This is a genomic window from Acinetobacter sp. YH12099, assembly GCF_013419195.1.
GTDB lineage: Bacteria > Pseudomonadota > Gammaproteobacteria > Pseudomonadales > Moraxellaceae > Acinetobacter > Acinetobacter towneri.
Window position 1 is genome coordinate 14329 of sequence record NZ_VPAP01000004.1, and the last position, 24590, is coordinate 38918.

25 protein-coding genes, 1 pseudogene and 1 other annotated feature are annotated in these 24590 nt (G+C 42.7%); of the genes and pseudogenes, 11 read left to right on the forward strand and 15 right to left on the reverse strand.

The window, feature by feature from the left end:
- Window positions 1-13: 13 nt before the first annotated feature.
- From proC to ppx, 4 genes are read right to left on the reverse strand one after another with little or no spacing between them, the layout of a single operon-like run.
- Entirely contained in the window at window positions 14-841 is an 828-nt protein-coding gene (proC, locus tag FTU39_RS03870) for a pyrroline-5-carboxylate reductase (protein WP_096902428.1), read from the reverse strand.
- A gap of 30 nt (window positions 842-871) precedes the next feature.
- Window positions 872-2218: a tRNA lysidine(34) synthetase TilS gene (tilS, locus tag FTU39_RS03875; RefSeq protein ID WP_104852453.1), complete on the reverse strand. Its 1347-nt coding sequence runs from the start codon at window positions 2216-2218 to the stop codon at window positions 872-874.
- A complete protein-coding gene (locus FTU39_RS03880) occupies window positions 2155-2976 on the reverse strand; it encodes an acetyl-CoA carboxylase carboxyltransferase subunit alpha (protein ID WP_004975170.1) in 822 nt (273 codons plus the stop codon). Before FTU39_RS03880 ends, tilS begins: the two co-directional genes overlap by 64 nt.
- A gap of 32 nt (window positions 2977-3008) precedes the next feature.
- Window positions 3009-4529 (reverse strand): exopolyphosphatase, encoded by a 1521-nt coding sequence (ppx, locus tag FTU39_RS03885; RefSeq protein ID WP_004975167.1) that lies wholly within the window; start codon window positions 4527-4529, stop codon window positions 3009-3011.
- Between the two features lie 271 nt (window positions 4530-4800).
- Here ppx and trxA point away from each other — a divergent pair, with 271 nt between their 5' ends.
- From trxA to FTU39_RS03900, 3 genes are all read left to right on the forward strand, one after another.
- Window positions 4801-5127 (forward strand): thioredoxin, encoded by a 327-nt coding sequence (gene trxA, locus FTU39_RS03890; RefSeq protein WP_004975164.1) that lies wholly within the window; start codon window positions 4801-4803, stop codon window positions 5125-5127.
- 335 nt (window positions 5128-5462) lie between these two features.
- Window positions 5463-6731, forward strand: a complete 1269-nt coding sequence (gene rho, locus FTU39_RS03895) for a transcription termination factor Rho (protein WP_004975162.1) — start codon at window positions 5463-5465, stop codon at window positions 6729-6731.
- 421 nt (window positions 6732-7152) lie between these two features.
- Entirely contained in the window at window positions 7153-7440 is a 288-nt protein-coding gene (locus FTU39_RS03900; protein WP_004975160.1) for a hypothetical protein, read from the forward strand.
- Between the two features lie 370 nt (window positions 7441-7810).
- Here the strand turns inward: FTU39_RS03900 and FTU39_RS03905 are convergent, their stop codons facing one another.
- From FTU39_RS03905 to pheS, 3 genes are all read right to left on the reverse strand, one after another.
- Window positions 7811-8107, reverse strand: coding sequence for an integration host factor subunit alpha (locus FTU39_RS03905; protein ID WP_004649746.1), 297 nt, complete (start codon window positions 8105-8107; stop codon window positions 7811-7813).
- Complete coding sequence (gene pheT / locus FTU39_RS03910) at window positions 8104-10485, reverse strand: phenylalanine--tRNA ligase subunit beta (protein WP_104852457.1); 2382 nt, start codon at window positions 10483-10485, stop codon at window positions 8104-8106. Before pheT ends, FTU39_RS03905 begins: the two co-directional genes overlap by 4 nt.
- A 175-nt stretch (window positions 10486-10660) precedes the next feature.
- Window positions 10661-11641: a phenylalanine--tRNA ligase subunit alpha gene (gene pheS / locus FTU39_RS03915; protein ID WP_004975156.1), complete on the reverse strand. Its 981-nt coding sequence runs from the start codon at window positions 11639-11641 to the stop codon at window positions 10661-10663.
- A 159-nt stretch (window positions 11642-11800) separates the two neighbouring features.
- On the opposite strand from pheS, the gene FTU39_RS03920 reads away from it, so the two are divergent.
- The 7 genes and pseudogenes from FTU39_RS03920 to FTU39_RS03950 all read left to right on the forward strand — a co-directional run bounded on the left by FTU39_RS03920 (window position 11801) and on the right by FTU39_RS03950 (window position 16807).
- On the forward strand, window positions 11801-12829 hold the full coding sequence (locus FTU39_RS03920; protein ID WP_180051753.1) for a hypothetical protein: 1029 nt from the start codon (window positions 11801-11803) through the stop codon (window positions 12827-12829).
- Between the two features lie 217 nt (window positions 12830-13046).
- Window positions 13047-14279 (forward strand): annotated as a pseudogene (locus FTU39_RS03925) (IS3 family transposase).
- Window positions 13335-13452, forward strand: a sequence feature (AL1L pseudoknot). Its footprint overlaps the pseudogene before it by 118 nt.
- Window positions 14280-14386: 107 nt before the next feature.
- Window positions 14387-14794, forward strand: coding sequence for a GFA family protein (locus FTU39_RS03930; protein ID WP_113907495.1), 408 nt, complete (start codon window positions 14387-14389; stop codon window positions 14792-14794).
- A 110-nt stretch (window positions 14795-14904) separates the two neighbouring features.
- Window positions 14905-15366 carry an SRPBCC family protein gene (locus FTU39_RS03935; RefSeq protein ID WP_154320384.1) on the forward strand — a complete coding sequence of 154 codons (462 nt, stop codon included), beginning with the start codon at window positions 14905-14907 and terminating at the stop codon, window positions 15364-15366.
- A 70-nt stretch (window positions 15367-15436) separates the two neighbouring features.
- A complete protein-coding gene (locus FTU39_RS03940) occupies window positions 15437-15754 on the forward strand; it encodes a hypothetical protein (RefSeq protein ID WP_039964969.1) in 318 nt (105 codons plus the stop codon).
- The gene (locus tag FTU39_RS03945; RefSeq protein ID WP_156157160.1) at window positions 15751-16392 is read left to right on the forward strand and encodes a hypothetical protein; all 642 of its coding nucleotides are present in this window, start codon (window positions 15751-15753) and stop codon (window positions 16390-16392) included. Before FTU39_RS03940 ends, FTU39_RS03945 begins: the two co-directional genes overlap by 4 nt.
- A 112-nt stretch (window positions 16393-16504) precedes the next feature.
- The gene (locus tag FTU39_RS03950) at window positions 16505-16807 is read left to right on the forward strand and encodes a TM2 domain-containing protein (RefSeq protein ID WP_167846242.1); all 303 of its coding nucleotides are present in this window, start codon (window positions 16505-16507) and stop codon (window positions 16805-16807) included.
- Between the two features lie 602 nt (window positions 16808-17409).
- Here the strand turns inward: FTU39_RS03950 and rplT are convergent.
- Window positions 17410-17769, reverse strand: a complete 360-nt coding sequence (rplT, locus tag FTU39_RS03955) for a 50S ribosomal protein L20 (RefSeq protein WP_004975153.1) — start codon at window positions 17767-17769, stop codon at window positions 17410-17412.
- Window positions 17770-17780: 11 nt separating this feature from the next.
- Window positions 17781-17975, reverse strand: coding sequence for a 50S ribosomal protein L35 (rpmI, locus tag FTU39_RS03960; RefSeq protein ID WP_004975152.1), 195 nt, complete (start codon window positions 17973-17975; stop codon window positions 17781-17783).
- A 340-nt stretch (window positions 17976-18315) separates the two neighbouring features.
- Here rpmI and FTU39_RS03965 point away from each other — a divergent pair, with 340 nt between their 5' ends.
- Window positions 18316-19074, forward strand: coding sequence for an energy transducer TonB (locus FTU39_RS03965; RefSeq protein WP_026438356.1), 759 nt, complete (start codon window positions 18316-18318; stop codon window positions 19072-19074).
- A gap of 28 nt (window positions 19075-19102) precedes the next feature.
- Here FTU39_RS03965 and FTU39_RS03970 read toward each other — a convergent pair whose 3' ends face one another.
- From FTU39_RS03970 to FTU39_RS03995, 6 genes are all read right to left on the reverse strand, one after another.
- Window positions 19103-19531: a YqaA family protein gene (locus FTU39_RS03970; RefSeq protein ID WP_004975149.1), complete on the reverse strand. Its 429-nt coding sequence runs from the start codon at window positions 19529-19531 to the stop codon at window positions 19103-19105.
- A 7-nt stretch (window positions 19532-19538) separates the two neighbouring features.
- Window positions 19539-19823 (reverse strand): hypothetical protein, encoded by a 285-nt coding sequence (locus FTU39_RS03975; protein ID WP_131260748.1) that lies wholly within the window; start codon window positions 19821-19823, stop codon window positions 19539-19541.
- A gap of 72 nt (window positions 19824-19895) precedes the next feature.
- On the reverse strand, window positions 19896-20513 hold the full coding sequence (locus FTU39_RS03980; RefSeq protein ID WP_004975146.1) for a glutathione S-transferase N-terminal domain-containing protein: 618 nt from the start codon (window positions 20511-20513) through the stop codon (window positions 19896-19898).
- A 211-nt stretch (window positions 20514-20724) separates the two neighbouring features.
- Entirely contained in the window at window positions 20725-21273 is a 549-nt protein-coding gene (infC, locus tag FTU39_RS03985; RefSeq protein WP_081402479.1) for a translation initiation factor IF-3, read from the reverse strand.
- Window positions 21274-21278: 5 nt separating this feature from the next.
- Entirely contained in the window at window positions 21279-23201 is a 1923-nt protein-coding gene (gene thrS / locus FTU39_RS03990; protein ID WP_004975142.1) for a threonine--tRNA ligase, read from the reverse strand.
- A gap of 188 nt (window positions 23202-23389) precedes the next feature.
- Complete coding sequence (locus FTU39_RS03995; protein WP_178318757.1) at window positions 23390-24559, reverse strand: alanine racemase; 1170 nt, start codon at window positions 24557-24559, stop codon at window positions 23390-23392.
- Window positions 24560-24590 lie beyond the last annotated feature (31 nt).

Sequence of the window (24590 nt, forward strand, 5' to 3'; positions counted from 1 at the left end):
TGTTTTTCAATAATTAAATACTATCACTCAACTCTTGCGCTAATTCTTGACTACGCGTTTTAGCAGCAGCCAATGCCGCCTGAATATTTTGTGAAATTTGCGCATGATCAAACACTTCAATTGCCGCTTGGGTCGTGCCATTTGGTGAAGTTACATTTTTGCGTAATTCTGCAGGTGTATTCGAGCTGGTAATTGCCATTTGTGCTGCACCCAAAGCAGTTTGTAACGTCAGTGCTGTCGCCACTTTTTCATCTAAACCTAAGTTCTTGCCTGCACGAATCATACTTTCCATCAAATAGAAGAAATATGCTGGCCCTGAACCAGATACTGCAGTCACAGCATCAATTTGCGCCTCAGAGTTTACCCAAATAGTTAAACCTGTCGCTGCCAAAACCTGACTTGCCAATTCACGGTCAGTGCTATTGACCTGTTCGGTTGCATACAAACCATGTGCACCTGTTTGCACCAAAGCAGGCGTATTTGGCATTACCCGCACTACACGTTCTGTACGTAATAACTCAGAAATCGTGGCAATTTCTGCGCCCGCAACAATCGAAATCACCAGTTTATCTTCAAACTGACCGTGCAATGGACGCAATACTTGTGCCAAAACCTGTGGTTTGACTGCAAATACCACAATATCTGCATCTGCAATCGCGGCCAAATTATCCTCAGTGACATGCACATCTTTTTCTTTTAATAATTCACGCACTTGTTCTACAGGGTCTGAAACTGTAATACGGGTTGGCGGCAAACCTCTGGCAATCAAACCACCAATCAAGGCTTGCGCCATGTTGCCACCGCCAATGAAACTAATATTACAATTCAATACTGCACTCATGATTCACGCTCTTCGTTGAGTTCTTTGTCGTTAAGAGACTAAATTCGGTTGCCATCCATCTGCGACACAATAGTCCGACTGTGCAAGCCAAAAGCCTTTGGGGCTAAAAACGCCTAGCATAACATTATCTAGGCTTAATATTTGAATTGTATGACGCGTCCACGGAAAAATTTGTGCTTCCTGAATGGCTTTTTTCAGTGGCCATGTGCCCACCCGACCATACAAATGAATTTTTTCACCACCCAAACGTGGCCGTAAAGTTAACGGACGATTCAGCAAAGTTGCAGATAAACCGACTTTGGCTTGTTGCAGTTGATAACAGCCAGACCACACTTGAAAAGTCTGATCTGCCTGCAAACATAACACTTGTTCTTCTGCCTCAAAATGTTCTGCAGCTAAATACTCCGCTTTCGGCAAACGAAATAATTGTTGCTGATAACGCAGATAATAATAATCCTGACAATGTAATGCCGCTTGTGCATCGGCTTTGGCTTGAATCACCTCACGTTGCAAGCGTTCGACCATATCAAAACTTGGGCGATATTGTGCCTGTCCTTTCATCCATGCCGATAATAGCTGACGTTGCCGTGACAAAGACAATTGTTGTAACTGAATTAAATTCAACTGCGAGTCTGTGCCACATGCAGCTAAATCCTGCGCCAAAACTTCTGCCAAAATGTTTTCAGTATCTTGCATCAAGTTTGCAGTACGCGTCACAGCTTGCTGCATTTTAGGAAAACGCTGTTGCACGACAGGCCACAATATTTCTCTTGCCCAAGCTCGGTCATAATGCACATCCTGATTGCTTGGGTCTTGCACATAATCGAGCTTTAATTCAGCACTCCATTGGCAAATCTGCTCACGCGAAATATCCAATAACGGACGCCAAATACTGATGTCATCACGCACATCGACAGCTTGCATGGCAGCAAGTCCTTGCACACCTGCGCCTGAAAACAAACGCAGCAATACGGTTTCTGCCTGATCTTGCTGATGATGCGCCAATACTAGAACTTCGTTGCTATCTAAGTGCTGCATATAGGCCTGATAACGCGCCTGACGTGCCTGATTTTCTAAATTACCCTCAGACACACTGACTTTTTGCAGCACACACGGCACATTTAAATTTTGGCAGGTGGCTTGCACCAATGTGCCCCACGCTGCGCTTGGACTTTGCAATTGGTGATCAATATAAATCGCGCGTACTTTTTCAGGGCACAAAAACGACAAAAGATGCAGTAGCAGCATGGAATCCATGCCGCCACTACATCCGATTAAAAATTTTGTCTGTGCAGAAAAAGCCTGTAATTGGCTTAAGACGCTAGACCTAAATTGTCGCTGCCAAACTTCATTAAACGCTGGTAACGTTCTTCGCATCGTTGTGTTGCATCCATCGCTTGCAATTCATCCAAAGCTTCTTTTAACACATTTTTCAGACTGTGCATGACTTGTTCAGGGTTTAAATGCGCACCCTCACCTTCATCAACCACATATTCTACAATACCAATCTTTTGCAGTTTTTCTGCAGTCAATGCCAATGCTTCACTGGCTTGTTCGGCTTTTTCTGCAGTTTTCCACAGAATAGACGCACAACCTTCTGGTGAAATAACAGAGTAAATACTGTGTGACAACATTACCACACGGTCAGCCACGCCAATACCCAACGCACCGCCTGAACCACCTTCGCCCAATACTGTAGCAATTACAGGTACTTTTAAGTTCGACAATTGCGCTAAGCTGGTCGCAATCGCTTCTGCCTGACCACGTTCCTCTGCACCTACACCTGGGTATGCACCCATCGTATCAACAAAAGTGAAAACTGGCAGATTAAAACGCTCTGCCATATCCATAAGACGCTGTGCCTTACGGTAGCCTTCTGGATTACACATCCCGAAGTTGTGTTGTAATTTTTCGCGGGTACTGCGACCACGATGTTGACCTATCACCATGACAGGCTGACCATCAAAGCGTGCCAATCCACCGATCATTGCACCATCATCACCAAATAAACGATCGCCATGTAAGGCATCAAATTCAGTGAAAATTTCACCCACATAGTCTAGAAATTGCGGACGTTCAGGATGACGTGCAATTTGCACGGTTTTCCATGCTTTAGATTGAGCAGCTTTTTTCATAAGTCGACTGTTATCCCTAAATTAACCAAATCTTAATCGACAAATTGTTCCGACTGAATATTCAATTCAATGTCCCAATTCTTGAATTGCACTTGTTCATCGTGCAATTCAGCGACAAGCAATGGCCATTGTTTGGCATCACCCGACACGCTGAGCTGCCATTGTTGCGCATTGCGGATGCTTAATTCAATGGCAGGAAGCATCGCATCGCTACGACTTGCGTTGACCAAAACTGCAAGGCGAAGCAACAAACTTAAGTAAACAATTTTATTGCCACCCGCTTTCAGTGCTTCTGTTTTCGCGTCTTGGCGCAACTTTCGACGATGGTTGCCGACCAAATGCGAGAGATAGTTTTGGTCAATTTGTGAGAAACCGGGAATGTCCGAATGTTGCAATAAATATGCACCGTGACGATGATAACTGCTGTGACTGATGGCTAAACCAATTTCATGTAGGTACGCAGCACGACGCAATAAGTCACTATCTTCGTTATTTAATTTTAATGATTCTGCCACGCTGTCAAATAAATGTTGCGCAGTTTTCACCACACGTCCAGCCTGTTTCGGGTCTGAGTTATAACGCCCCATCAAGGCCTGTACACTGCGATCACGAATGTCTTCATGCTGGAAACGTCCCAACAAGTCATACATTACGCCTTCACGCAAAGCCCCATCGGAATACACCAGTTTATCGATATCTAATACATCAAATACCGCATATAAAATTGCCAAACCTGCTGGCAAAACTGCTCGACGGTCTTCTTTTAGACCATCAAATTCCATTTCTGATACGTGTTTAAACTTGAGCAAACGGTCTTTGAGTTTTTCTAAACCTTCACGAGTCAGATTTTCCTGCTCATTGCTCCAGCCCATATTTACCGTAATTTGACGACAGGCTTTAATGGTACCGCTCGAACCTGCAACGGTATCCCAACCTGCTTCTTTATAAGTATTGGCAATCGAATACAGTTCTTTACGCGCTGCAACCACTGCTTTTTCAAAACTGCTCTTGCTAATTTCACCATCGGCAAAATAGGCTTTGGTATAGGCCACACAGCCCATTTGTAAAGATTCGGTATGAATTGGCTCAAATTCTTCGCCAATAATCAACTCTGTCGAACCACCGCCAATGTCAATTACCAAACGACGACCACTATTTGCCATCGTGTGCGATACGCCTAAATAAATTAAACGGGCTTCTTCACGCCCTGCAATAATTTCAATAGGTTTAGGCAAAATTTCTGCGGCTTTTTGAATAAACTCATGTCCATTTTTGGCCTGACGCAATGCGTTGGTTGCCACAATACGCAAACGGTTTGACTGCACCGCAGTTAAACGTCCCACAAAACGCGCCAAACATGCCAAACCACGTTGTTGAGCAGCTTCGGTCAAATTCTTATTTTCATCTAAACCTGCGGCCAACTGTACTTTTTCTGACATTGATGCCACTTTTTTTACTTCACCATGATCCACTCGAGCAATCGCCAAGTGGAAACTATTCGACCCCATATCGATGGCTGCGAGTAACTCTTCATCAATTAAAAAATCAGACATTCTTCAAACAAACCTAGACAGAATTGTGCCTAGAGTAATTCACATACACCTAATTTAAAAGCCATTTATCAGCACAATTTGACGACTATTTAAATTTTCCGCATATATGACAATTGTGTTACAGAATTCGCATTTTCGTTTAGCGTTATCGTCACGATCAATTGGACAAATTTGTATTTTGAATGGAAAATCCACAGATTCCCCTACTTTGTTCAAGATGGCTATGTAATACTAACTAAAGCTATCTTAAAAATTATTTGGAGCGTAATCCATGTCTGGCAACATCGTAAACACCACTGATGCAAACTTCGAAGCAGATGTTCTTCAATCGGATACTCCTGTATTGGTTGACTTCTGGGCTGGCTGGTGTGCGCCATGTAAAGCAATTGCACCTGTACTTGAAGTACTTGCAGACGAATACCAAGGCAAAGTTAAAATTGTAAAAGTTGATGTAACCTCTTGCGAACAAACTGCAGTGAACTACAACATCCGTAATATTCCAGCATTATTGATGTTCAAAAATGGTGAAGTGGTTGCACAGCAAGTCGGTGCAGCACCTAAATCTAAATTGACTGCGTTTATTGACGAAAATATCTAAGTCGATTGATCCATCGTCTATTTATAGAGATGATGAAAAAAATACGCCACGCATTGGCGTATTTTTTTTGCCTACAAATTGACAAGTAGACGTTTCTCTCTTATATTGCATGCTCAGGAAACGCAGGATCTTTCATCCTCTTTCTGAAAAGACACAACACAAAAATGCCGCTCGGCAACAGAAATTGTTTTTCACATTTTTCAATCAAACAATGAATCAGTGCTCTGAATCGTTATTGTGCAAATACAATTGCTTTCATTTTATTGTATGAATGCGGCTAAATGTTGCTCCCTCTCTAACCTGTACCCCAGAATTTTAATTCTATCAGAACCTCTATGAATTTAACCGAACTCAAGAAAAAACCGATTGGCGAACTCATCAAGATTGCCGAGTTTATGGGCCTTGAAGGAATGGCGCGTAACCGCAAGCAAGACATTATTTTTGCCATCTTAAAGCGCCATGCCATGAATGGTGAAGAGATTTTTGGTGATGGCGTTCTAGAAATTCTCTCTGATGGTTTTGGTTTCTTACGCTCAGCTGCAGGTTCATACCTTGCTGGCCCAGATGATATTTATGTCAGCCCTTCGCAAATTCGTCGCTTTAACCTGCGCACGGGTGACACCATTACAGGTACGATTCGTCCACCAAAAGAAGGCGAACGTTATTTTGCTTTGCTCAAAGTCAATCAAATTAACTATGACACCCCTGAAAATTCACGTAATAAAATCTTATTTGAAAACTTAACCCCGCTTTTCCCAACAGAACAGTTGGTGATGGAGTTAGGTAATGGAACAACTGAAGACTTAACTGCACGTGTGGTAGATTTGGTTGCGCCAATTGGTAAAGGTCAGCGTTCAATTATTGTGGCTCCGCCTAAAGCGGGTAAAACCATGTTGCTACAAAACATCGCTCAGTCGATTGTTCGTAACAACCCAGAAGTGTTCTTGATTGTACTTCTCATTGATGAACGCCCTGAAGAAGTGACTGAAATGGAACGCACCGTGCGCGGTGAAGTGATTGCATCAACATTTGATGAGTCACCTGCTCGTCACGTTCAAGTTGCAGAAATGGTCATTGAAAAAGCCAAGCGTTTAGTTGAACATAAAAAAGACGTGGTGATTTTACTGGATTCGATTACCCGTTTGGCACGCGCCTACAACACTGTCGTACCTTCTTCAGGCAAGGTTTTAACAGGTGGTGTTGATGCGCACGCTTTAGAACGTCCAAAACGCTTCTTTGGTGCTGCACGTAATATTGAAGAAGGTGGTTCTCTAACCATTATTTCAACTGCACTGATTGAAACTGGCAGTAAAATGGATGAAGTGATTTACGAAGAGTTTAAAGGTACAGGCAACCAAGAGATTACCTTAGACCGTCGTATTGCAGAAAAACGTGTTTTCCCTGCCATGAACATCAAAAAATCAGGTACACGTCGTGAAGAGCGCTTAATGAGTGAAGATAATTTGCGTAAAGTTTGGATTTTGCGTAAATTGTTACACACTCAAGATGAATTGGCAGCAATGGAATTCTTGCTTGATCGCATGAAAGAAACCAAAACTAATGACGACTTCTTTGATCAAATGAAACGTAAAGCAGCCAATTAAACGGCTATAAATATTAGAACACCTAAAAAAGTCATCTTAAAACGATGGCTTTTTTATTTGGTTGACAAAATTTACATAAAGACACAATTGCACGCGGTATATGTAAACTTATTTTTAAGTAAATGATTATAAAAAAATATTTAGTAAAAACCTTTTAGTTTTTAGCCAGTTACCGTGCAACTCTCCAATCTAAAATGCCAAATTAATTGTTATTTTCTGTTAAAAAAGCACGTATTTTTCGCGTTTTTTTGCCTTTTTTTCAATCAACCTAGTAGCAATTCAAAAAGCGCAGTGATAGCATATTCGCAGACCAGTTAGACTGCGCCTGCGTTGTTAGTGCCTAACAAAATTTAGGAATAATAAAAGCATACAACAGACTAACGTCGGTTTTTTTTAATCTCATATTTTAGAGAGTGATGCCATGTTATTCAAAAAAATCGCTATTGCTGCTGCAGTTGCTACTACTTTAGCTTTCGTTGGTTGTGCTAAAAAAACTGAAGAAGCTGCTGCTGACGCTAACGCTGCTGCATCTGAAGCTGTTGTAGCTGCATCTGAAGCTGAAGCTGCTGCTGACGCTGCTGCTGTAGAAGTTGCTTCTGGCGCTGAAGCTGCTGTAGATGCTGCTGACACTGCTGCTGCTGCTGCAACTGACGCTGCTGATGCTGCTGTAGACGCTGCTGCTGCTGCTTCTGAAGCTGCTGCTCAATAATCGATACGATTATGCAGTACAAAAAGAGAGCCGATGGCTCTCTTTTTTATTTCTGAATATTTTGTCTAAAATTTATTTTACTCAGCACAATATCTCCAAATCGCTCAATCCATCTTTTTCAAGTAGATGATTCAGCATATAAAAGCATTTAACCAAAACACTTAACCCCATTCGGCATTTATTTCGATATAACCTTTTGGTTTCTCATCTCCACGCTCAATTCTTAGGTAGCGTCTTGTTCAGCTCTACAGTGTTTTCATTCATATCCATAGTTTGATTCAAGTCTCTCAATTGCAAGATCAATCACTATGTCTTGCTAAATCACAGCGTCTTTCTAAAATCTCTTATAAAAAGCATAAAAAAAAGCAGATCAATCGATCTGCTCATTTCCCACACGCTGGCGGAATTTCTGCCCTGCGCGGAATGTGACTACACGGCGGGCTGAAATTGGAATTTCTTCGCCTGTTTTCGGGTTGCGACCAGGTCGTTGACGTTTATCACGTAACTCGAAGTTCCCAAACCCTGAAAGTTTAACTTGCTCGCCAGAGATCAGTGCTTGGCTGATCTCATCAAAAAATAACTCGACCATTTGTTTCGCTTCACGGCGGTTTAAACTCGTGAGCTCACTTAAATGATCAGCCATTTCTGCTTTTGTTAATGCTGTCATGAAGCCCTCAATGTCGCTTGGTAAGTGTTTTCCAACACTTGCAGAATGTTATCCATACCAGATTTAATTTCAGCATCTTCAAGTGTACGTGTTGGATGTTGCCATAACAGAGCAAAAGCCAAAGAACGCTTGCCTTGTTCAACACCTTGTCCAGTATACACATCGAATAACCAAGTTGAGTCTAACAGCGCTCCACCCGTTTTTTCAATAAGTTGCTGAATTTCGCTTACATTTATCTTATCACTAATTAAAAGCGCAATATCACGTCTAACCGATGGAAAACGTGATAATTCTGTAAAATTAGATACATAAGTTTGCAAAACTGCTGTTTGATCGAGTTCTGCTACCCAAGCCGTGCCTAAATCCAGCTCATCTTCTAAAGATGGATGTAAACGACCAAAGTAACCAATAGACTGACCATCTACCAAAATTTCAGCAGATTGTCCAGGATGCAACCAAGTACGCTCTGAACGAACATACTCTACCTGCACACGACCTGCAGCTAAAATTTCTTCAATATCGCCTTTAAAATCGAAGAAATCCATAGGCTGAGCTTTAGCATGCCAAGATTCTGCATGTTTAGCACCCACCGCAATCAATGCCAAAGTTGGAATTTGCTTCAAGTCATGAATGCTTGCTGCATGTTGATAATCAAAACGTAAACCCAACTCAAAGAAACGCACACGGTTTTGTTGACGATTCACGTTGTACTGAACGCATGGAATTAAGCTGGATAACAACGTTGAGCGCATTACTGCCAAATCGCTTGAAATTGGATTCGCCAATGCCAACGGATTCACTGCAGGGTTTAATTGTTTTTCCAATTTTGCATCGGCAAAGCTAAAACTAATTGCTTCTTGATAACCTAAAGTCACTGCGGTTTGACGTAATTGCGCAACTTCAAACTGATCTTGGTATTTTGCTAATTGCACATCAATCACAGGCAAACTGATTTGAATGTTGTCATAACCGTGAATACGAGCAACTTCTTCAATTAAGTCTTGGTAAATTGCCATATCAAAACGATGTGATGGTGGTACAACGCTCCACTGACCTTCAGCTTGAACAGTAACTTCGCAGCCTAAACGAGTTAAAGCATCGGCAATAAATGTAGCATCAACGTGATAACCCAAGAGCTGATCGACTTGCGCTTGATTTAACGCAATTGCTTCACGTGTTGGCAATTGTGCTGCTTGTTCTGCCACTGTAATTGGACCAAATTCGCCGCCAGCAAATTCTGCAATCAGTTGTGATGCACGGTTCATCGCCAATAATGGCAATTCAAAATCGACACCACGTTCATAACGCTGTGAGGCATCGGTATGCAAACCATAACGACGTGCACGACCTGCGATATGCAATGGTGCAAAGAAAGCGGATTCAAGGAAAATTTCTGTGGTTTCATCACTTACCGCAGAAGATAAACCACCCATGATGCCCGCCATCGCCAATACTTTTGCGTCATCGGCAATCACCATCACATCATCTTGCAGCTCAACTTCTTGCTCGTTTAACAGCACCAATTTTTCTGCTGCAGTCGCTTGACGAACTTGAATGCCACCTTGAATTTTAGCACCATCAAAAGCGTGCATTGGCTGACCCAATTCAATCAAGACATAGTTGGTAATATCAACCAAAATACTGTGCTGACGGATACCTGAACGTGCCAACGCGCGCTCCATCCACTCAGGTGTAGCGGCTTTGGTATTTACATTTTTAATCACACGACCTAAATAACGTGGGCAGCCTTCCGTCAAACTTTGTACAGTTTTTTCATCCTGAATAGTTGCCGCTACTGCCTGAATGTCAGGTGTATTCACTGGCAATTGGTTAATCACCCCAATTTCACGGGCAATACCACGAATACTGAAACAATCACCACGGTTTGGAGTAATACTGATATCAATGACATGGTCATCTAGATCAAGATATTCACGTACATTCACACCTACAGGTGCATCTGCAGGCAGTTCCAATAAACCATCAAGTTTATCTTCAAGGTCAATTTCTGATGCGCCACAGAGCATCCCTTGTGATTCCACACCACGCAGTTTGCCTTTTTTGATTTTAAAGTCGCCTGGCAATACCGCACCAATGGTTGCCACAGGTGCTTTCATACCTACACGCACGTTTGGCGCACCACACACAATCTGCAACGGCTCACCTGAACCAATATTTACCGTAGTCACACGTAAACGATCTGCATCTGGATGCTGTTCAACCGTTAAGACTTCACCCACCACAACGCCTGTAAATGGCTTTGCTGCTGGTGACATATCATCAACTTCTAGACCCAGCATCGTGAGTTGATTCGATAAAGTATCGCTGTCAATGGCTGGGTTAACCCACGTGCGTAGCCAATTTTCGCTAATTTTCATACATTCATTTCCTGAATCTCCCCTACCCCCTCTTTAATAAAGAGGAGAATTCCCACACTTCTATTTATTTCGCGTAAGTCCCCCTTTTACAAAGGGGGATTTAGGGGGGATTTTTAAAATTTAAAAATAATCTCTTTTCCCTCTCCTAATTTTAGGAAAGGTTGTTTAAAAAGTTTTAAGCAAACTGGCGCAAGAAACGCACATCATTTTGGTAGAACATACGCAAGTCATTGATGCCATAACGCAACATCGCAAAACGCTCTACCCCTAAACCGAAGGCAAAACCTTTATATTTTTCTGGATCAATGCCTGAAGCGCGTAACACATTTGGATGCACCATACCGCAGCCCAAAACTTCCAACCAGCGACCACGTTCATCCATAATATCCACTTCGGCACTTGGCTCTGTGAATGGGAAATAAGATGGACGGAAACGTACTTTTAAGTCTTTTTCAAAGAATTCGTTTAACAGGTTAATTAACAAACCTTTGAGTTCTGCAAAACTGGTATTTTCTGCGACGTATAAGCCTTCAATTTGATGGAACATTGGTGAGTGTGTTTGGTCTGAGTCGCAGCGATACACACGACCTGGACAAACAATACGAATAGGCGGCTGTTGATTTTCCATGGTGCGAATTTGTACGCCCGACGTGTGGGTACGCAATAAATGATTCACATCAAAATAGAAAGTATCGTGCATGGCACGCGCAGGGTGATGTCCTGGAATATTCAACGCTTCAAAGTTGTGATAGTCATCTTCAACTTCTGGGCCCGTTGCCACGGTAAAACCTGCTTTGGTAAAGAATTGGCAAATACGTTCCTGTACCTGCGTAACTGGGTGAATACTGCCGATGCTTTGACCACGACCTGGCAAAGTAATATCAACGGTTTCATTCGCCAGTTTTTGTGCCAAAGCCGCTTGTTGTAATTCAGTTTGACGCGCAGTTAATGCCGCATTGATTGCTTCACGCACAGCATGAATTTGTGCACCAAATTCTTTACGCTGTTCAGGGTCCATTTTACCCAGTGCTTTGGATTGTTCCGCAAGCTGGCTTTTTTTCCCCGTAAATTGCACTCGCACCTGGTCGAGTGTAGCAAGGTCCTCTGCTGCTGCAATTGCAGCGAGCGCTTCATTGGTCAGGGCTTCCAGTGACATAGTAACTCTCAAAAGCAACAATTTAGAAATAATTTAAAAACCCCGTATTCTAACAGTTTTTAGTCGCTTTGATGAAGCTTCGATGTAATGAAAATTAGATTAGCATCTTGAAATACAAAAAGTATAAGATAAAGCCAATCACCACGAGATCTCAACATTATGGCGCTCGATCAGATTTGGAAACAGCAACTTGCCCTTGTGACTTATGGCAATGAATATTTGGCTCAAGATTTAAGTTTTAATCATTGGCTCAAGCATCAAGTGTTTAACCAGCATCAAATTCAGTTTCGTGATTTATTGTCACAACATTTACTGGCACAACACTTTCAAATCTGGTTAGAGCATCTTAAACAACAAGGTGTACAACGCCTCAGCTTGCACAGCTCTAGCATTTTAAACGAAGAAAAAAATCCAAACCCAAATGTTGAACTCCTGCCTTTTTCACATTTTATTGTGAGTCATGAAGCACAACATAAACATGCTTGGATTTTTGGCAAAGAACTTGCCGAATGGTACAGCGCAGAACAAGACTATATTGCACCTGCGACCCAACAAAGTGCACTGCGTCAGGAAGTCATGTGGCGCTATCAATTAAATCACAAACTCGCCAAACAGCTCGATGCAGATTTTGCCTCTCCAAACTGGGATGAAATTGATCGCTTTATTCGCTCCGAATTATTTTTAAATCCTTGTGCTACAGAGTTTGTTGAACCAGAGCAAAGCGCTAAACCTTATTTCGGTGTAGATCTTACTCAAAACGCAACTGAAAGCATGTACCCAACTTTGGCGTTAATTCCCGCAGACTACCCTGCTGCCTATGCACATCAGATGCTGTATCGTTTAGATGCACTGGATCAACACATTCAGAATAAAATCCAGCATCCTTATCATGCCGATGGCACAGAACTTGAACCAAGCGAACAACTCAATTTACGTCATTTTTCTCAGAAACTTGAAGATTTACACGCCAAATTTATCACCAAGGTTGCGAACCTTTATCAGACCGCACAGCTCACGCCAGTGCAAACACCTGATCCTTTTGAATCAACGCCTAGCCAAGTACAAAACATCGCTTCACCACAAATACCAACACCTGCAGCTACGCATAAAGTGGGTACATCTGCCGTGATTAAACTGATTTTAATGACTGTGGTTATTTGTGCAGCTGCCTATTATTTTGGTTTATAAGCTTAGGGGCTGTTGACAATTCGTCTATGTTTGCGACAACGCATATTTTTTAGCTGATATAAGGCATGGGACAGGAAATTTAGTCATTCTAAATGACCTGCACATAACGCAATAGCAGCAAAAAATATGCTTGTCCTTCGCTGCGCCTTCCGCTGCAAACAAAGCAGTGAACCGCACCGGGTTTGTCGGAGACCAACTTTCTTGAGAGAATGTTCCAATGACAAAACCAAAATATACCCCTGAAATCAGAGAAAGAGCGGTTCAATTATTGATTGAATCTGAAAAAGATTATCCTTCTACTTGGGCTGCAATCACAGCTATTGCACCTGAGCAGCATGCTGCGCAAGGGTTGTACTCCTGAAACATTGCGTGTTTGGTATTTAAAGCATATGGATCAACTAAATCCTGCCAAAGTACAACAGATATCTGACCAAGAAAAAATGAAGCAAATGGAACGTGAAATTAAAGAATTAAAACGTGCCAATGAAATTCTACGTAAAGCAGCCGCTTTTTTCGCCCAGGCGGAGCTCGACCGCCCACACAAATAATGGTGGATTTTATCCAGAACAATAAAGATCGATATAGTGTTGAAGCGATTTGTAGAATTTTACCGATTGCAGCTTCGACCTATTATCGGGCTTTAGATCTCGCTGACAATCCAGAACATCGAGCGAAACGTGCTCTGCATGATTTACATCATGCAGAGCAAATAAAACGTATTTGGAAAGAAAGTTTAGGTCGATATGGTGTGCGTAAGGTCTGGCAAAAACTGAAACGTGAAGGCTATGTTATTGCGCGCTGTACAGTTGCTCGATTGATGCAGAAGCTAGGTATACAAGGTGTTTGGCGTGGTAAGAATAAACAAACCACCCGTAGCCGAGATGATCAAAAACGAGCAGATGACTTAGTAAAACGCAATTTTAATGCAGATCATCCTGACCAGCTGTGGGTCGCTGACTTCACGTATATTCAAACTCATTCAGGCTGGGTCTATACCGCCTTTATTATTGATGTGTTCTCGCGAGCAATTGTTGGATGGAAAGTATCAACACGTATGAATACAGATATGGTGCTCGATGCACTGGAGCAAGCATTGCATGATCGAGGCATGCCAAAGAACGTGATTCATCATAGTGACAGAGGCGTGCAATATCTTTCCATTCGTTATACCAATCGTTTAGAAGCTGCAAATTTACGAGCATCAGTCGGTACGACTGGTGATTCATACGATAATGCTTTGGCTGAAACGGTGAATGGCTTATACAAAACAGAGGTGATTGAATATTTAAAAGCAGATTGGCAAGGTTTAGCAGATGTACAACTTGCGACACTAAACTGGGTAGATTGGTTCAATAAAAAGCGTGTACACAGTGCACTGGGTTATGTATCGCCTTTTGAGTTTGAAGCAATGTACTATGATAAGATTAACCCGTTAGGTCAGGTGGCCTAACTTAAATAAAAAAGTCTCCGACAAACCCGGTACGGTTCAACATAATAACTGTTATGTGTCTTGTGCGGCTTGTCATACAACTGTCTGAAAAGTGAGAGATTGAGAAAATGAAAAGCAAATGTTTATGTGGTGCGGTTGAGCTTGAGGTCGAACTATCAAATACCGAAGTAGCTGCGTGTCATTGCAGTATGTGTCGGAAATGGTCTGGTGGCCCAATGCTAGCTATCGACAGCGGCGAACTAAAAAGCATATCAAACGAATCGCTTGTAACACGCTATCAATCATCTGAGTGGGCAGAGAGGGGTTTCTGCTCTAAATGCGGCACACATTTATTTTACTTTTTAAAGCCAGCTAATCATTATCACTTTCCGATCGGGCTGTTAGATGATGGTTCAGACTACAAACTGAGTCATCAAATTTTCATTGACGAAAAACCTCAATACTATAGCTTCTCAAACGAAACTCAAAACATGACTGGAGCCGAAGTATTTGCTCACTTTGAAAGCAATGAATAAACACATAACAAGCGGTTCAAGTTCGCTTCCGTTGGTCGCCGGACTCGCCACTGCGTGGCTCACCGCTTAACCGGGCGTTAGGTGCCACACACAGATTTTCGGGAGCTGAAATGACACTCATAAAGTCGCCTGTTGCGCGAGCAACAATGCTTATCCGCAGACCCGTCGAGGAGGTGTTCAATGCCTTCGTCGATCCCACCGTGACCACCAGATTTTGGTTTAGTCGTTCCAGTGGGCAACTAGCTCCTGGTAAGACAGTAACCTGGTACTGGGATCAATACGGCGTCTCGGGGGAAGTGACGGTCACGGCGCTGGAGAAGAACCAAAGAATTGCCATTGAATGGCCCACGCCTGTTGAATGGACTTTTACGCCTAAAGGCAATGACACAACATTTGTTTCTATCGTCGCCTCAGGCTTCACGGGAACCGATGATGAAAAGGTTGCGCAGGCACTGGATTCCACCGAGGGATTCAATCTCGTAATCTCTGCCTGCAAGGCATTGCTTGAACACGGAATTGATCTACGGCTTATCTCTGACAAAAACCCTGATGCCGCCGTCAGTGGCACCTAACAATTCATTCAAGCCGACGCCGCTTCGCGGCGCGGCTTAATTCAGGCGTTAGCGGATAGGAGAACTACCCATGCTCGTCGATTGGCTCATTTACGGACTGCTCGTGTTTGGTGCGGCAAAGCTACTGAACGTGACTGCATTTAAGCAGAAGTCGGCGTCTCGCCTGGCTGCATGGTCGTTGACCATTTTGATGTTTATTGTGAGTGTGGTCGCGCTATCGGTCCTGAAGGTGCTCAGGTATCAGGCCATTTCCGATAGCGTCGGCGTGCCGATCAGTCCACAAAACCCACTCGATATGGGGGGCGCATTTGTATTTGCTTGGCTGTTTTTCTCATTTCTTAATAGACAAGAGAAAAAGCAACCGCCTAGCGCAGGAGGGGAGCAATGAGAGTGAATATCAAACATCTATTTCTTGCCGCGTTTATTGCCTTAACGCTGCTTGCACATTCAGCATTCGCGCAAGACACTTCATTTCGTAGTGTTCAGTTGGCCTACGGCATCTCACTCGATGTTCCATCTCATTGGACGGTATTGTCTCTGGAAAATCGCAAAAATCTCGGCGCTGCTGGCCAAGCAATGACTGATAATGCCGGCATCGAAGGATCAAGTGGTCGAAAAGAATCCTTGCTGGCGATGAATGCTACGCCTAATCCAACCGGTGCGATGATTCGTGTAAGTGTCACGTCCCCCCCTGATTACACACAATCCGATCTTGCAGCAGCTACCCCCGCAGACCTCCAAGAGGTTGGAACTGAAATGTTAAAAATGTTCAGGCAACTTGAGGCGTCTGGCGGCCCAAAGATAATTGAGATGCAGCCTGTCCGCATTGAGCGGCTCAATAATTACCGAGTGCTCGTAATGCCTTACATTCGCGCGGGGGTTAATGGGCCTTCTCCTTGGCAAGTGACGCAATACAAGATTCCTGTTTCCAATCGTCTTATTGAAATAACCTTGTCGCACAGGCAGTCGGATGCGATTGTATGGCGCCCGATACTTGAGCGAGTCAAACGCTCGATTAAATTCTGATGTATTCCGCTAACAAATCGCTCAACACGGACGTGCAAAAGCGGCGCTTCACTCTGCTTTTGCACGCCGGTTAGCTCAAACGTTAGCTTTACAACCAAAAAGGAGAAGAAGTATGGCAGGTATGATGTTTTGTCGCGGGTGCGGCAAAGAGATTCACGAAAGTGCTCGATCCTGCCCCCATTGTGGGGCAGTTCAGCGAACTGGGGGACAAGGTAAGAGCAAAGTTGTTGCGGGTGTTCTTGCCTTATTTCTTGGTGGCTTCGGCATTCATCGGTTTTATCTGGGGCAGTGGTGGGGGCTTTTCTATCTGCTTTTCGTTTGGACATTCATTCCCTCAATTATTGCGTTCATTGAAGCCATAGTGTTTTTTTGTACCAATGATGCTGCATGGGAACAAAAGTATGGCCAAACATAAAACGAAAGCTAACAATAGCATGCAGCGGACGGCGCTTCGCGCCTCCGCTGATGCTGGGCGTTCTGCTAACACCTAAAAGCGGACTTTACAGCCTTAAAGTTGGAATGTCTGCAATTGGCACAAAGCCGAGATCCGACGAAGTGGTACTTTCCGTGAAAGTTGTGGTGCGATTAATTTGCAACACCTGGTAAGGAGCGGTTGCAATGTGGTGGTAAATTAAGTGCAATTAATCAAGAAGGTGAATCAATGAGTGAACAACTGAACTGTCAAAGCCGCATGGATGCGGCGACAACTCTGTACTTGCCGCAAATAACTATCCCCGTCCTGCTAAACCAATGACGTAACTCCTATCTCTCCCGACTTGTTGGAACAAGTCGCACTCACAAGGTGCAATTAAACACTGAACAAAAATTCATGGATGAATGGTTACCGCCGAAGGACTCGGCGCAAATAAAAAACGTACATACCATTATACACAGTATGTACGTTTGAAATGAAAGCCGCTGACGTTATATGTAAAGACCTGTCACTCACTCACACGCGAATAGACACTGTTTTTACTATATACTCCTTTCGCGGTCTTTCTTTTAAGTCATAAAGACTTATGCAGCTAATGCATCTTTAGCTTTTGTAGCTAAAGCAGCAAATGCAACTGCGTCATGCATAGCGATGTCAGCAAGTACGCGACGGTCGATAATCACTTGTGCTTTTTTCAAGCCAGCGATCATACGGCTGTACGATAAACCATTTTGACGAGCGCCCGCATTGATACGCGCAATCCATAAAGCACGGAATTGACGTTTCTTTTGACGACGGTCACGGTAAGCGTATTGACCTGCTTTGATTACCGCTTGGAACGCTACGCGATATACGCGTGAACGAGCACCATAGTAACCTTTAGCACGAGCAAGAATTTTTTTATGACGGCGATGAGCCTGTACACCACGTTTTACACGAGCCATTTATAATCTCCTTAGATGTATGGGCACATAGCACGAACAGCAGCAACGTCACTCACGTGAACCATTACACAGCCGCGCAATTGACGGATACGTTTAGCAGATTTTTTGGTCAAAATGTGGCGTTTGAACGCTTGTTTACGCTTGAAACCGTTAGCAGTCGCTTTGAAACGTTTAGCTGCACCACGGCGAGTTTTTAACTTAGCCATAACAACCTCTTTAAACACCTGTTCGGCACGTCTGCACCATTGCAAAAACGACCTGCAGGTAAGGGAGCGAGTATTCTAAAGCATCTTTGCTTAAAACAAAAGCATATTGGCTAAATAAAAAATGATCATTACCTCACTCATTTGCCGTAATTCAACTCAGGAAAAAATACTGGAATTGTGAACACCCACTACAATTCAAAATAAAGCTAAAGCTCTGTCAAAAATTGTGCAGATCAACACCCTAAAAACTTGCAATAAGTTGCGGATTACCCTTGCGATTATCCACAATTCCATCAATACTTCGCCTCGTCTTGTGTGAGATAAAAAAGACCGTAATATGATGAAAACATCTTTATATATAACTCTATTGCTTGGACTCAGTGCGACGCATCTTTTTGCAAAACCACCGCAGCAGAAATCGACACCAAAAGCCACACTCGAAGTACAAAAAAGTGCTGCCTTGCCTGCTCATCTCACCACACGCTTAGCATGGCGCAAGTTTCCACAACCCAAATATAAAAATGAAGATTTAAATCAACAAAACCGAGCTGCAATTGTGCGTATTTATGCAGATGAAACCGGCAAAATCAGTCAAGCCACTATTCAAGAAAGTACAGGGCTGAAAAAATTAGATGATGCCTTATTACAAGCGGTTCGCACTGCTGAAATTCAACCGACCTATGTAGAAGATACTGCCGTACCGACCATTGGTTTTCAAAGCTTTAATTTAAGATTTCAGGATAACCAGCACGAAGATTGCCAGTTTGATTTTCAATCTAAACAATGGTTAGCACAGCAACAACAGCAAAAAGTTCAATTTAAGTATCGTAGTCAACCACAATTAAACTTAAGTGCGGAAGATTTAAAAAATCACTCACGTAAGTTAAAGTTTCAATTCAAAGTAAATAAGCATGGCGAAGTGAAACGTGTGAAATTGACACAAGGTTCGGGACAATACGCACTTGATCAACAAGTTTTAGCTGCAGTGAAAGCTGCTCAAGTAGATGTACCGCGTCAATTTTGGCTGTATAAAAAGTCAAAATTAAAAGATGAAATTTATTTTGATTTAAACACGTGTGATGCTCAAGAACAGTCATAAGTGTCTATAAATAATAGGGGTTGCTTGCTTAAACCCATGTATAAACAAAATAAATAAACAGATAACGCCCGATTTTGGCTAGACTCACCATCAACACAAAACGGGCAAAATGTTCTTTCATTAAACCTGCAATCAGCGTAATTGGATCACCAATAATCGGCACCCAACTGAGCAGTAAAGACCAAAACCCATATTTGGCGTAGGTGTGCTGTGCTTTTTCTAATTGTGTAGCCGAAACAGGAAACCACTTTTTATCTTTATAATGTTCGATCTTGAGTCCCAAATACCAGTTCACACAAGAACCTAAAATATTGCCTAGACTGGCAATGCTAATCAGCCAAATGGGTGCATAGCTGCCTTCATATAACAGCCCCAACAACACAGCTTCGGACTGTAAAGGCAATAAAGTTGCCGCACCAAATGCAGATAAAAATAAACCAAACAGCGTCCAAAGCATAGACGATTTAAAGCCCTAAAGCCTGCTTGGTTTTACGATATTCCCAGTTCGCCCAAACAATACTAAGCAAAATAAGTGCCGCACGTGCCCATGCATAACGCTGAGTAACAGGCTCAATCGCAGCACGTAAAACCTGTTGATCTGTGCTATTTAAAGCCGCAATCATATTCTGCACATGAAATGCTTCGATCACAAATAAGATCAAGCAAGACACAATGCCCAAAATAATGCTCCAATACACTTTGGCATTTTGCTCAACAATCTTGGTAAAGTTTAAAAAAAATTCTTGCATAGCTCATCCAATAAAAAAGCCACCTGAAAAAGTGAGGTATCAGGTGGCTGGCATCTTAGCATAAAAGTAGATTTAAACTTGAATCGCGAGTGCTTTCTGCACTGCAGGGCGCGCAGTCAGCCGTGTAATATAGTCTTGTACATACGGATAATCTTCCAGCGAAATATTTTGCCAGTCATGACGTAACGCCCACGGCAAAATAGCCATATCAGCAATTGAATATTCGCCCGCCACGTACTTTTGCCCCATCAACTGCTTATTTAACACGCCATACAAACGCTTGGATTCATTGATATAGCGTTCAATCGCATAAGGAATTTTCTCTGGTGCATAACGGCTAAAATGATGATTCTGTCCTAACATTGGACCAAAACCACCCATTTGCCACATGAGCCACTGCTCTACTTCAACACGCTCCTGTTCATCGGTAGGATAAAACATGCCAGTTTTGCGCCCTAGATATTGCAAAATTGCACCCGACTCAAACACAGAGATTGGCTCACCACGCGGACCGTTCTGATCGACAATTGCAGGAATTTTATTATTGGGCGAAATTTTTAAAAAATCTGGCTGAAATTGATCATCTTCTGAAATATTGATGGGGAAAATTTGATATTCCAAGCCCATTTCTTCAAGTGCAATACTAATTTTATGACCGTTGGGGGTGCCCCAATAATAAAGATCAATCATGTTTTATCCTTCATTACTTTTTTTGCTTTTTGACCAGCATTCTTCTACTGCGGTTTTAGTTATAGCATGTTTTTAAGCGTTTGTTGCGTGTCGCTGCGTAGAGTTTTTTTATCGAATGGCATATCTCATAAACATGAAACATAGATGCTCACTTTCATCACGCAAAAAAAAGCACCGCCAAGGTGCAGTGCTTCTTTTGTTCAGGATGGGATTACTTTTTCTTTTTAGGACCAAGCAACATACCCATTTGACGACCTTCCATTTTTGGTGCTTGTTCAACTACACCATATTCAATTACATCTGCTTCAACTTTTTTCAATTGAGCCAAACCTAACTGTTGGTGAGCCATTTCACGACCACGGAAGCGTAAAGTGATTTTTACCTTGTTCCCTTCTTCAAGGAATTTGATAATTGCACGTAATTTTACGTTGTAATCACCAACATCAGTCGCAGGGCGGAGCTTGATTTCTTTCACCTGTACTTGATGTTGTTTTTTCTTCGCTTCTTTCTGCTTTTGCTTTAGATCAAACAAATGCTTGTTAAAGTCCATGATTTTGCACACCGGTGGTTCGGCATTTGCCACAATTTCCACCAAGTCAAGGTCAACGCTTTCTGCTGCGCGTAATGCATCAGCCAAGCTTACAATACCTTTTTGCTCACCATTTTCGTCTACAAGACGGACTTCTTTTGCACGAATTTCATCATTCAAAGCAGGACGGTTAGATTTTCCGCCCTGTTGATTACGGTCAGGCTGTTTAATCGCTGTTACTCCACAATATACCGGCCGCGTTCTGCGACGGCTGTTTTCACTAGGTCAATGAAAGCATCAATTGACATAGTACCCAAATTTGTTCCTGAGCGAGTACGGACGTTTACCGTTCCTTCTTCCACTTCACGGTCCCCAAGTACCAGTAAGTATGGAATACGCTCTAATGTACGCTCACGAATCTTAAAGCCGATTTTCTCATTTCTCAAGTCAGAAATAGCACGAATACCGTTTTCTTTAAGTTTTGCGACGACCTGTTCACTTGCAGCAGCTTGTGAATCGGTAATATTCATGACACAAGCTTGCACTGGCGCTAACCATGGTGGCATAAAGCCTGCATAGTGCTCAATAAGTATACCAATAAATCGTTCAAAGCTGCCAAGAATTGCGCGGTGCAACATTACAGGCTGATCACGATCATTGTCTTCAGTGACATAAGATGCCTCTAAACGCTCAGGCAAGTTAAAGTCACACTGAATTGTACCACATTGCCACACACGACCTAAGCAGTCTTTCAGTGAGAATTCAATTTTCGGGCCGTAGAACGCACCTTCACCCGGTTGTAACTCCCATTCCAGACCTGCAGCATCCAAGGCATCAGCCAAAGATTTTTCTGCCATATCCCAAAGTGCATCATCTCCCACACGTTTTTCAGGACGTGTAGACAGTTTCATTTGCACCTCTTCAAAACCGAAATCTTTATAAACATCTAAAGTCAGTTTGATGAAGTCTGCAACTTCTGGCCCAATTTGTTCTTTGGTACAGAAAATGTGGGCATCGTCTTGAGTAAAGCCACGTACGCGCATAATGCCGTGCAGTGAACCTGATGGCTCGTTACGGTGACATGAACCAAATTCTGCCAGACGAATTGGCAAATCACGATATGACTTTAGCCCTTGGTTAAAGACTTGTACGTGACATGGGCAGTTCATTGGTTTTACTGCATAGTTACGGTTTTCAGAATGGGTGGTAAACATATTGTCTGCGTAGTTGGCAGCATGTCCTGATTTTTCCCATAGCGTGAAATCGACCACTTGCGGGGTACGAATTTCTAGGTAACCGTTGTCTTGTTGTACTTTACGCATGTATTGCTCAAGTACTTGGTAAATCGTCCAACCATTTGGATGCCAAAACACCATGCCTGGTGCTTCTTCTTGCATATGGAACAAGTCCAAAGCTTTACCAATTTTACGGTGGTCACGCTTTTCTGCTTCTTCAATACGTTTGATATACGCCGCGAGCTGCTTTTTGTCTGCCCAAGCCGTACCATAAATACGTTGTAACTGTTCGTTTTTCGCATCACCGCGCCAATAAGCGCCTGAAATTTTGGTGAGTTTGAACGACTTTAAGAATTTAGTGTTTGGAACGTGTGGACCACGGCACATATCCAAATAGTCTTGATGATAGTACAAACCCATTTGAGTTTCGTTTGGCATGTCTGCAATCAAACGTAATTTATATTCTTCGCCACGCGCTGTGAATTCTGCAATTACTTCATCACGCGGGGTCATTTTTTTCACAACATCATAATCTTGGTCGATGAGCTTTTTCATACGCTCTTCGATTGCTGCCAAATCATCTAACGTAAATGGACGAGGCATCCAGATGTCATAGTAGAAACCTTCTTCAATGACAGGGCCAATCACCATTTTCGCTTCAGGGAAAAGCTGTTTTACCGCATGCCCCACTAAGTGCGCACATGAGTGACGGATAATCTCTACGCCTTCTTCATCTTTAGGCGTAATAATTTGTAGGGTTGCATCTTCGGTAATTAAATCACAAGCATCGACCAAACGATCATTCACACGTCCAGCAACTGTATTTTTGGCAAGACCCGGACCGATGCTTTGAGCAACTTCCATCACAGATACGGCTTGATCAAACTGTTTTTGATCGCCATTTGGCAAAGTGATAATAGGCATAGATAAAAATCCTTAAGGAGTGATGCCCCGTACCATGGAGCATATCACCGCGAGATTATGATTAAGGGAGACCCTCAAAAGATAAAAACGGTGTATAAATAAAAAGCGCCTTAAATTTTACACGGCTTGCGTACAGGTTTAAACCTTTGTGTACTAAAAAAGCCAAAGAATCGGCATTTCAGCTGTTTTTATTCCCTAAAGGTTGCCCACGGCGTGAATTGTCCATGTTGATAGGCATACACCGCTTCAAACTGTGGCAACACCGCCTCACTCTGTTGCGGGCGTAAAAATACATAATCATCTATTTGGATGCGATGCTGTTTGGGTACTTGAATCAACTCTTGATTGCTACTGCGTCCGTATAAAGCATGTGGATGACTGCTCTCAGGATAAACATAATCTGCCATCCAATAGCCACCATAAACAAAAACGGCTTGATTGGATTGTGGCAAATAGGACTGCAAACGATCTAAGCCTGGCACTTGTACCGCAGCCAATACCTTTAAAACAGGTGTTGCAATCCACAAAGCCGATTGCAAATCTGACAAGATTTTTAAATCAAAATCACTGGGTTTAAGCAACATCGAACCAAAAGCCAGATCATTACATTCACTGTGCTGACAATGCTGCATAAATGTCAGGCTACCACCACCGTTAAAACACAAGTCATCCTGCCACAACTTTGGAAAATGATGCTGAATCAGTTGTTTATAATTTCTATATTGCTGCTGTGAGTGTTGATAGGCTTTGGCTTGTGCATGAAATACATTTGGTAATTTCACCACATGCGCATCGTACCCCATCAAACCTGACAGTTTTAAATGTTGTGGATGCTGCTGAATCAATTCCAGCATTTGCATAAATCCAGCATGATCTTGCGCCCCACCACGATGCAAACCGATATCAATTTCAAGATTAATATTCAAACAAAGCTGGCGTTGTTGTGCCAAATGTAAATACTGTTGTAAACGTGCAGGTTGATCAACCAACCATTGTAAATGCAATTGGATATTCTCAGCAGACGCCATCACCTGCTGATAAAAAGCATCTACCGCACGTATTGGCATTGGCTTGCCAAACAGTACATCTGCTTGTGGAAAGTGCTGCATCACTTCATACAAATGTGGCAGATGAAACAACATAAAACGCTGCGTATTCAGACTTTGGCTTGCGTGTTGCAATATCTCCAAACACGCTAGCGATTTCACCACCAGTCGTGGTTGCAACCGTGCAGGCAAATGGGCTGCAACATAATCCAAGTTATGCTGAAAACGTGCCATATCCACAATCAGTTGCGGTGTTCCTGTACCCTGTTGCTGCAAACTGTGGGTGAGTTGCTGAAAATAATCACTTTGCATGTCACGCTCCCTAATTGAATGCTCTTATTTT

Bases quoted from the DNA above. Each gene is read 5' to 3' on its own strand.
- rplT (WP_004975153.1), bottom strand. From the start codon at position 17,769: ATGGCTCGTGTAAAACGTGGTGTACAGGCTCATCGCCGTCATAAAAAA.
- FTU39_RS03950 (WP_167846242.1), top strand. From the start codon at position 16,505: ATGGCAGGTATGATGTTTTGTCGCGGGTGCGGCAAAGAGATTCACGAA.
- FTU39_RS03935 (WP_154320384.1), top strand. From the start codon at position 14,905: ATGACACTCATAAAGTCGCCTGTTGCGCGAGCAACAATGCTTATCCGC.
- FTU39_RS03880 (WP_004975170.1), bottom strand. From the start codon at position 2,976: ATGAAAAAAGCTGCTCAATCTAAAGCATGGAAAACCGTGCAAATTGCA.
- pheT (WP_104852457.1), bottom strand. From the start codon at position 10,485: ATGAAAATTAGCGAAAATTGGCTACGCACGTGGGTTAACCCAGCCATT.
- FTU39_RS03995 (WP_178318757.1), bottom strand. From the start codon at position 24,559: ATGCAAAGTGATTATTTTCAGCAACTCACCCACAGTTTGCAGCAACAG.
- thrS (WP_004975142.1), bottom strand. From the start codon at position 23,201: ATGCCTATTATCACTTTGCCAAATGGCGATCAAAAACAGTTTGATCAA.
- rpmI (WP_004975152.1), bottom strand. From the start codon at position 17,975: ATGGCTAAGTTAAAAACTCGCCGTGGTGCAGCTAAACGTTTCAAAGCG.
- FTU39_RS03980 (WP_004975146.1), bottom strand. From the start codon at position 20,513: ATGATTGATCTTTATTATTGGGGCACCCCCAACGGTCATAAAATTAGT.
- FTU39_RS03920 (WP_180051753.1), top strand. From the start codon at position 11,801: ATGGCGCTCGATCAGATTTGGAAACAGCAACTTGCCCTTGTGACTTAT.
- FTU39_RS03940 (WP_039964969.1), top strand. From the start codon at position 15,437: ATGCTCGTCGATTGGCTCATTTACGGACTGCTCGTGTTTGGTGCGGCA.
- FTU39_RS03900 (WP_004975160.1), top strand. From the start codon at position 7,153: ATGTTATTCAAAAAAATCGCTATTGCTGCTGCAGTTGCTACTACTTTA.
- FTU39_RS03930 (WP_113907495.1), top strand. From the start codon at position 14,387: ATGAAAAGCAAATGTTTATGTGGTGCGGTTGAGCTTGAGGTCGAACTA.
- FTU39_RS03965 (WP_026438356.1), top strand. From the start codon at position 18,316: ATGAAAACATCTTTATATATAACTCTATTGCTTGGACTCAGTGCGACG.
- ppx (WP_004975167.1), bottom strand. From the start codon at position 4,529: ATGTCTGATTTTTTAATTGATGAAGAGTTACTCGCAGCCATCGATATG.
- FTU39_RS03945 (WP_156157160.1), top strand. From the start codon at position 15,751: ATGAGAGTGAATATCAAACATCTATTTCTTGCCGCGTTTATTGCCTTA.
- tilS (WP_104852453.1), bottom strand. From the start codon at position 2,218: ATGCGAAGAACGTTACCAGCGTTTAATGAAGTTTGGCAGCGACAATTT.
- rho (WP_004975162.1), top strand. From the start codon at position 5,463: ATGAATTTAACCGAACTCAAGAAAAAACCGATTGGCGAACTCATCAAG.
- FTU39_RS03975 (WP_131260748.1), bottom strand. From the start codon at position 19,823: ATGCAAGAATTTTTTTTAAACTTTACCAAGATTGTTGAGCAAAATGCC.
- trxA (WP_004975164.1), top strand. From the start codon at position 4,801: ATGTCTGGCAACATCGTAAACACCACTGATGCAAACTTCGAAGCAGAT.
- FTU39_RS03970 (WP_004975149.1), bottom strand. From the start codon at position 19,531: ATGCTTTGGACGCTGTTTGGTTTATTTTTATCTGCATTTGGTGCGGCA.
- pheS (WP_004975156.1), bottom strand. From the start codon at position 11,641: ATGTCACTGGAAGCCCTGACCAATGAAGCGCTCGCTGCAATTGCAGCA.
- proC (WP_096902428.1), bottom strand. From the start codon at position 841: ATGAGTGCAGTATTGAATTGTAATATTAGTTTCATTGGCGGTGGCAAC.
- FTU39_RS03905 (WP_004649746.1), bottom strand. From the start codon at position 8,107: ATGACAGCATTAACAAAAGCAGAAATGGCTGATCATTTAAGTGAGCTC.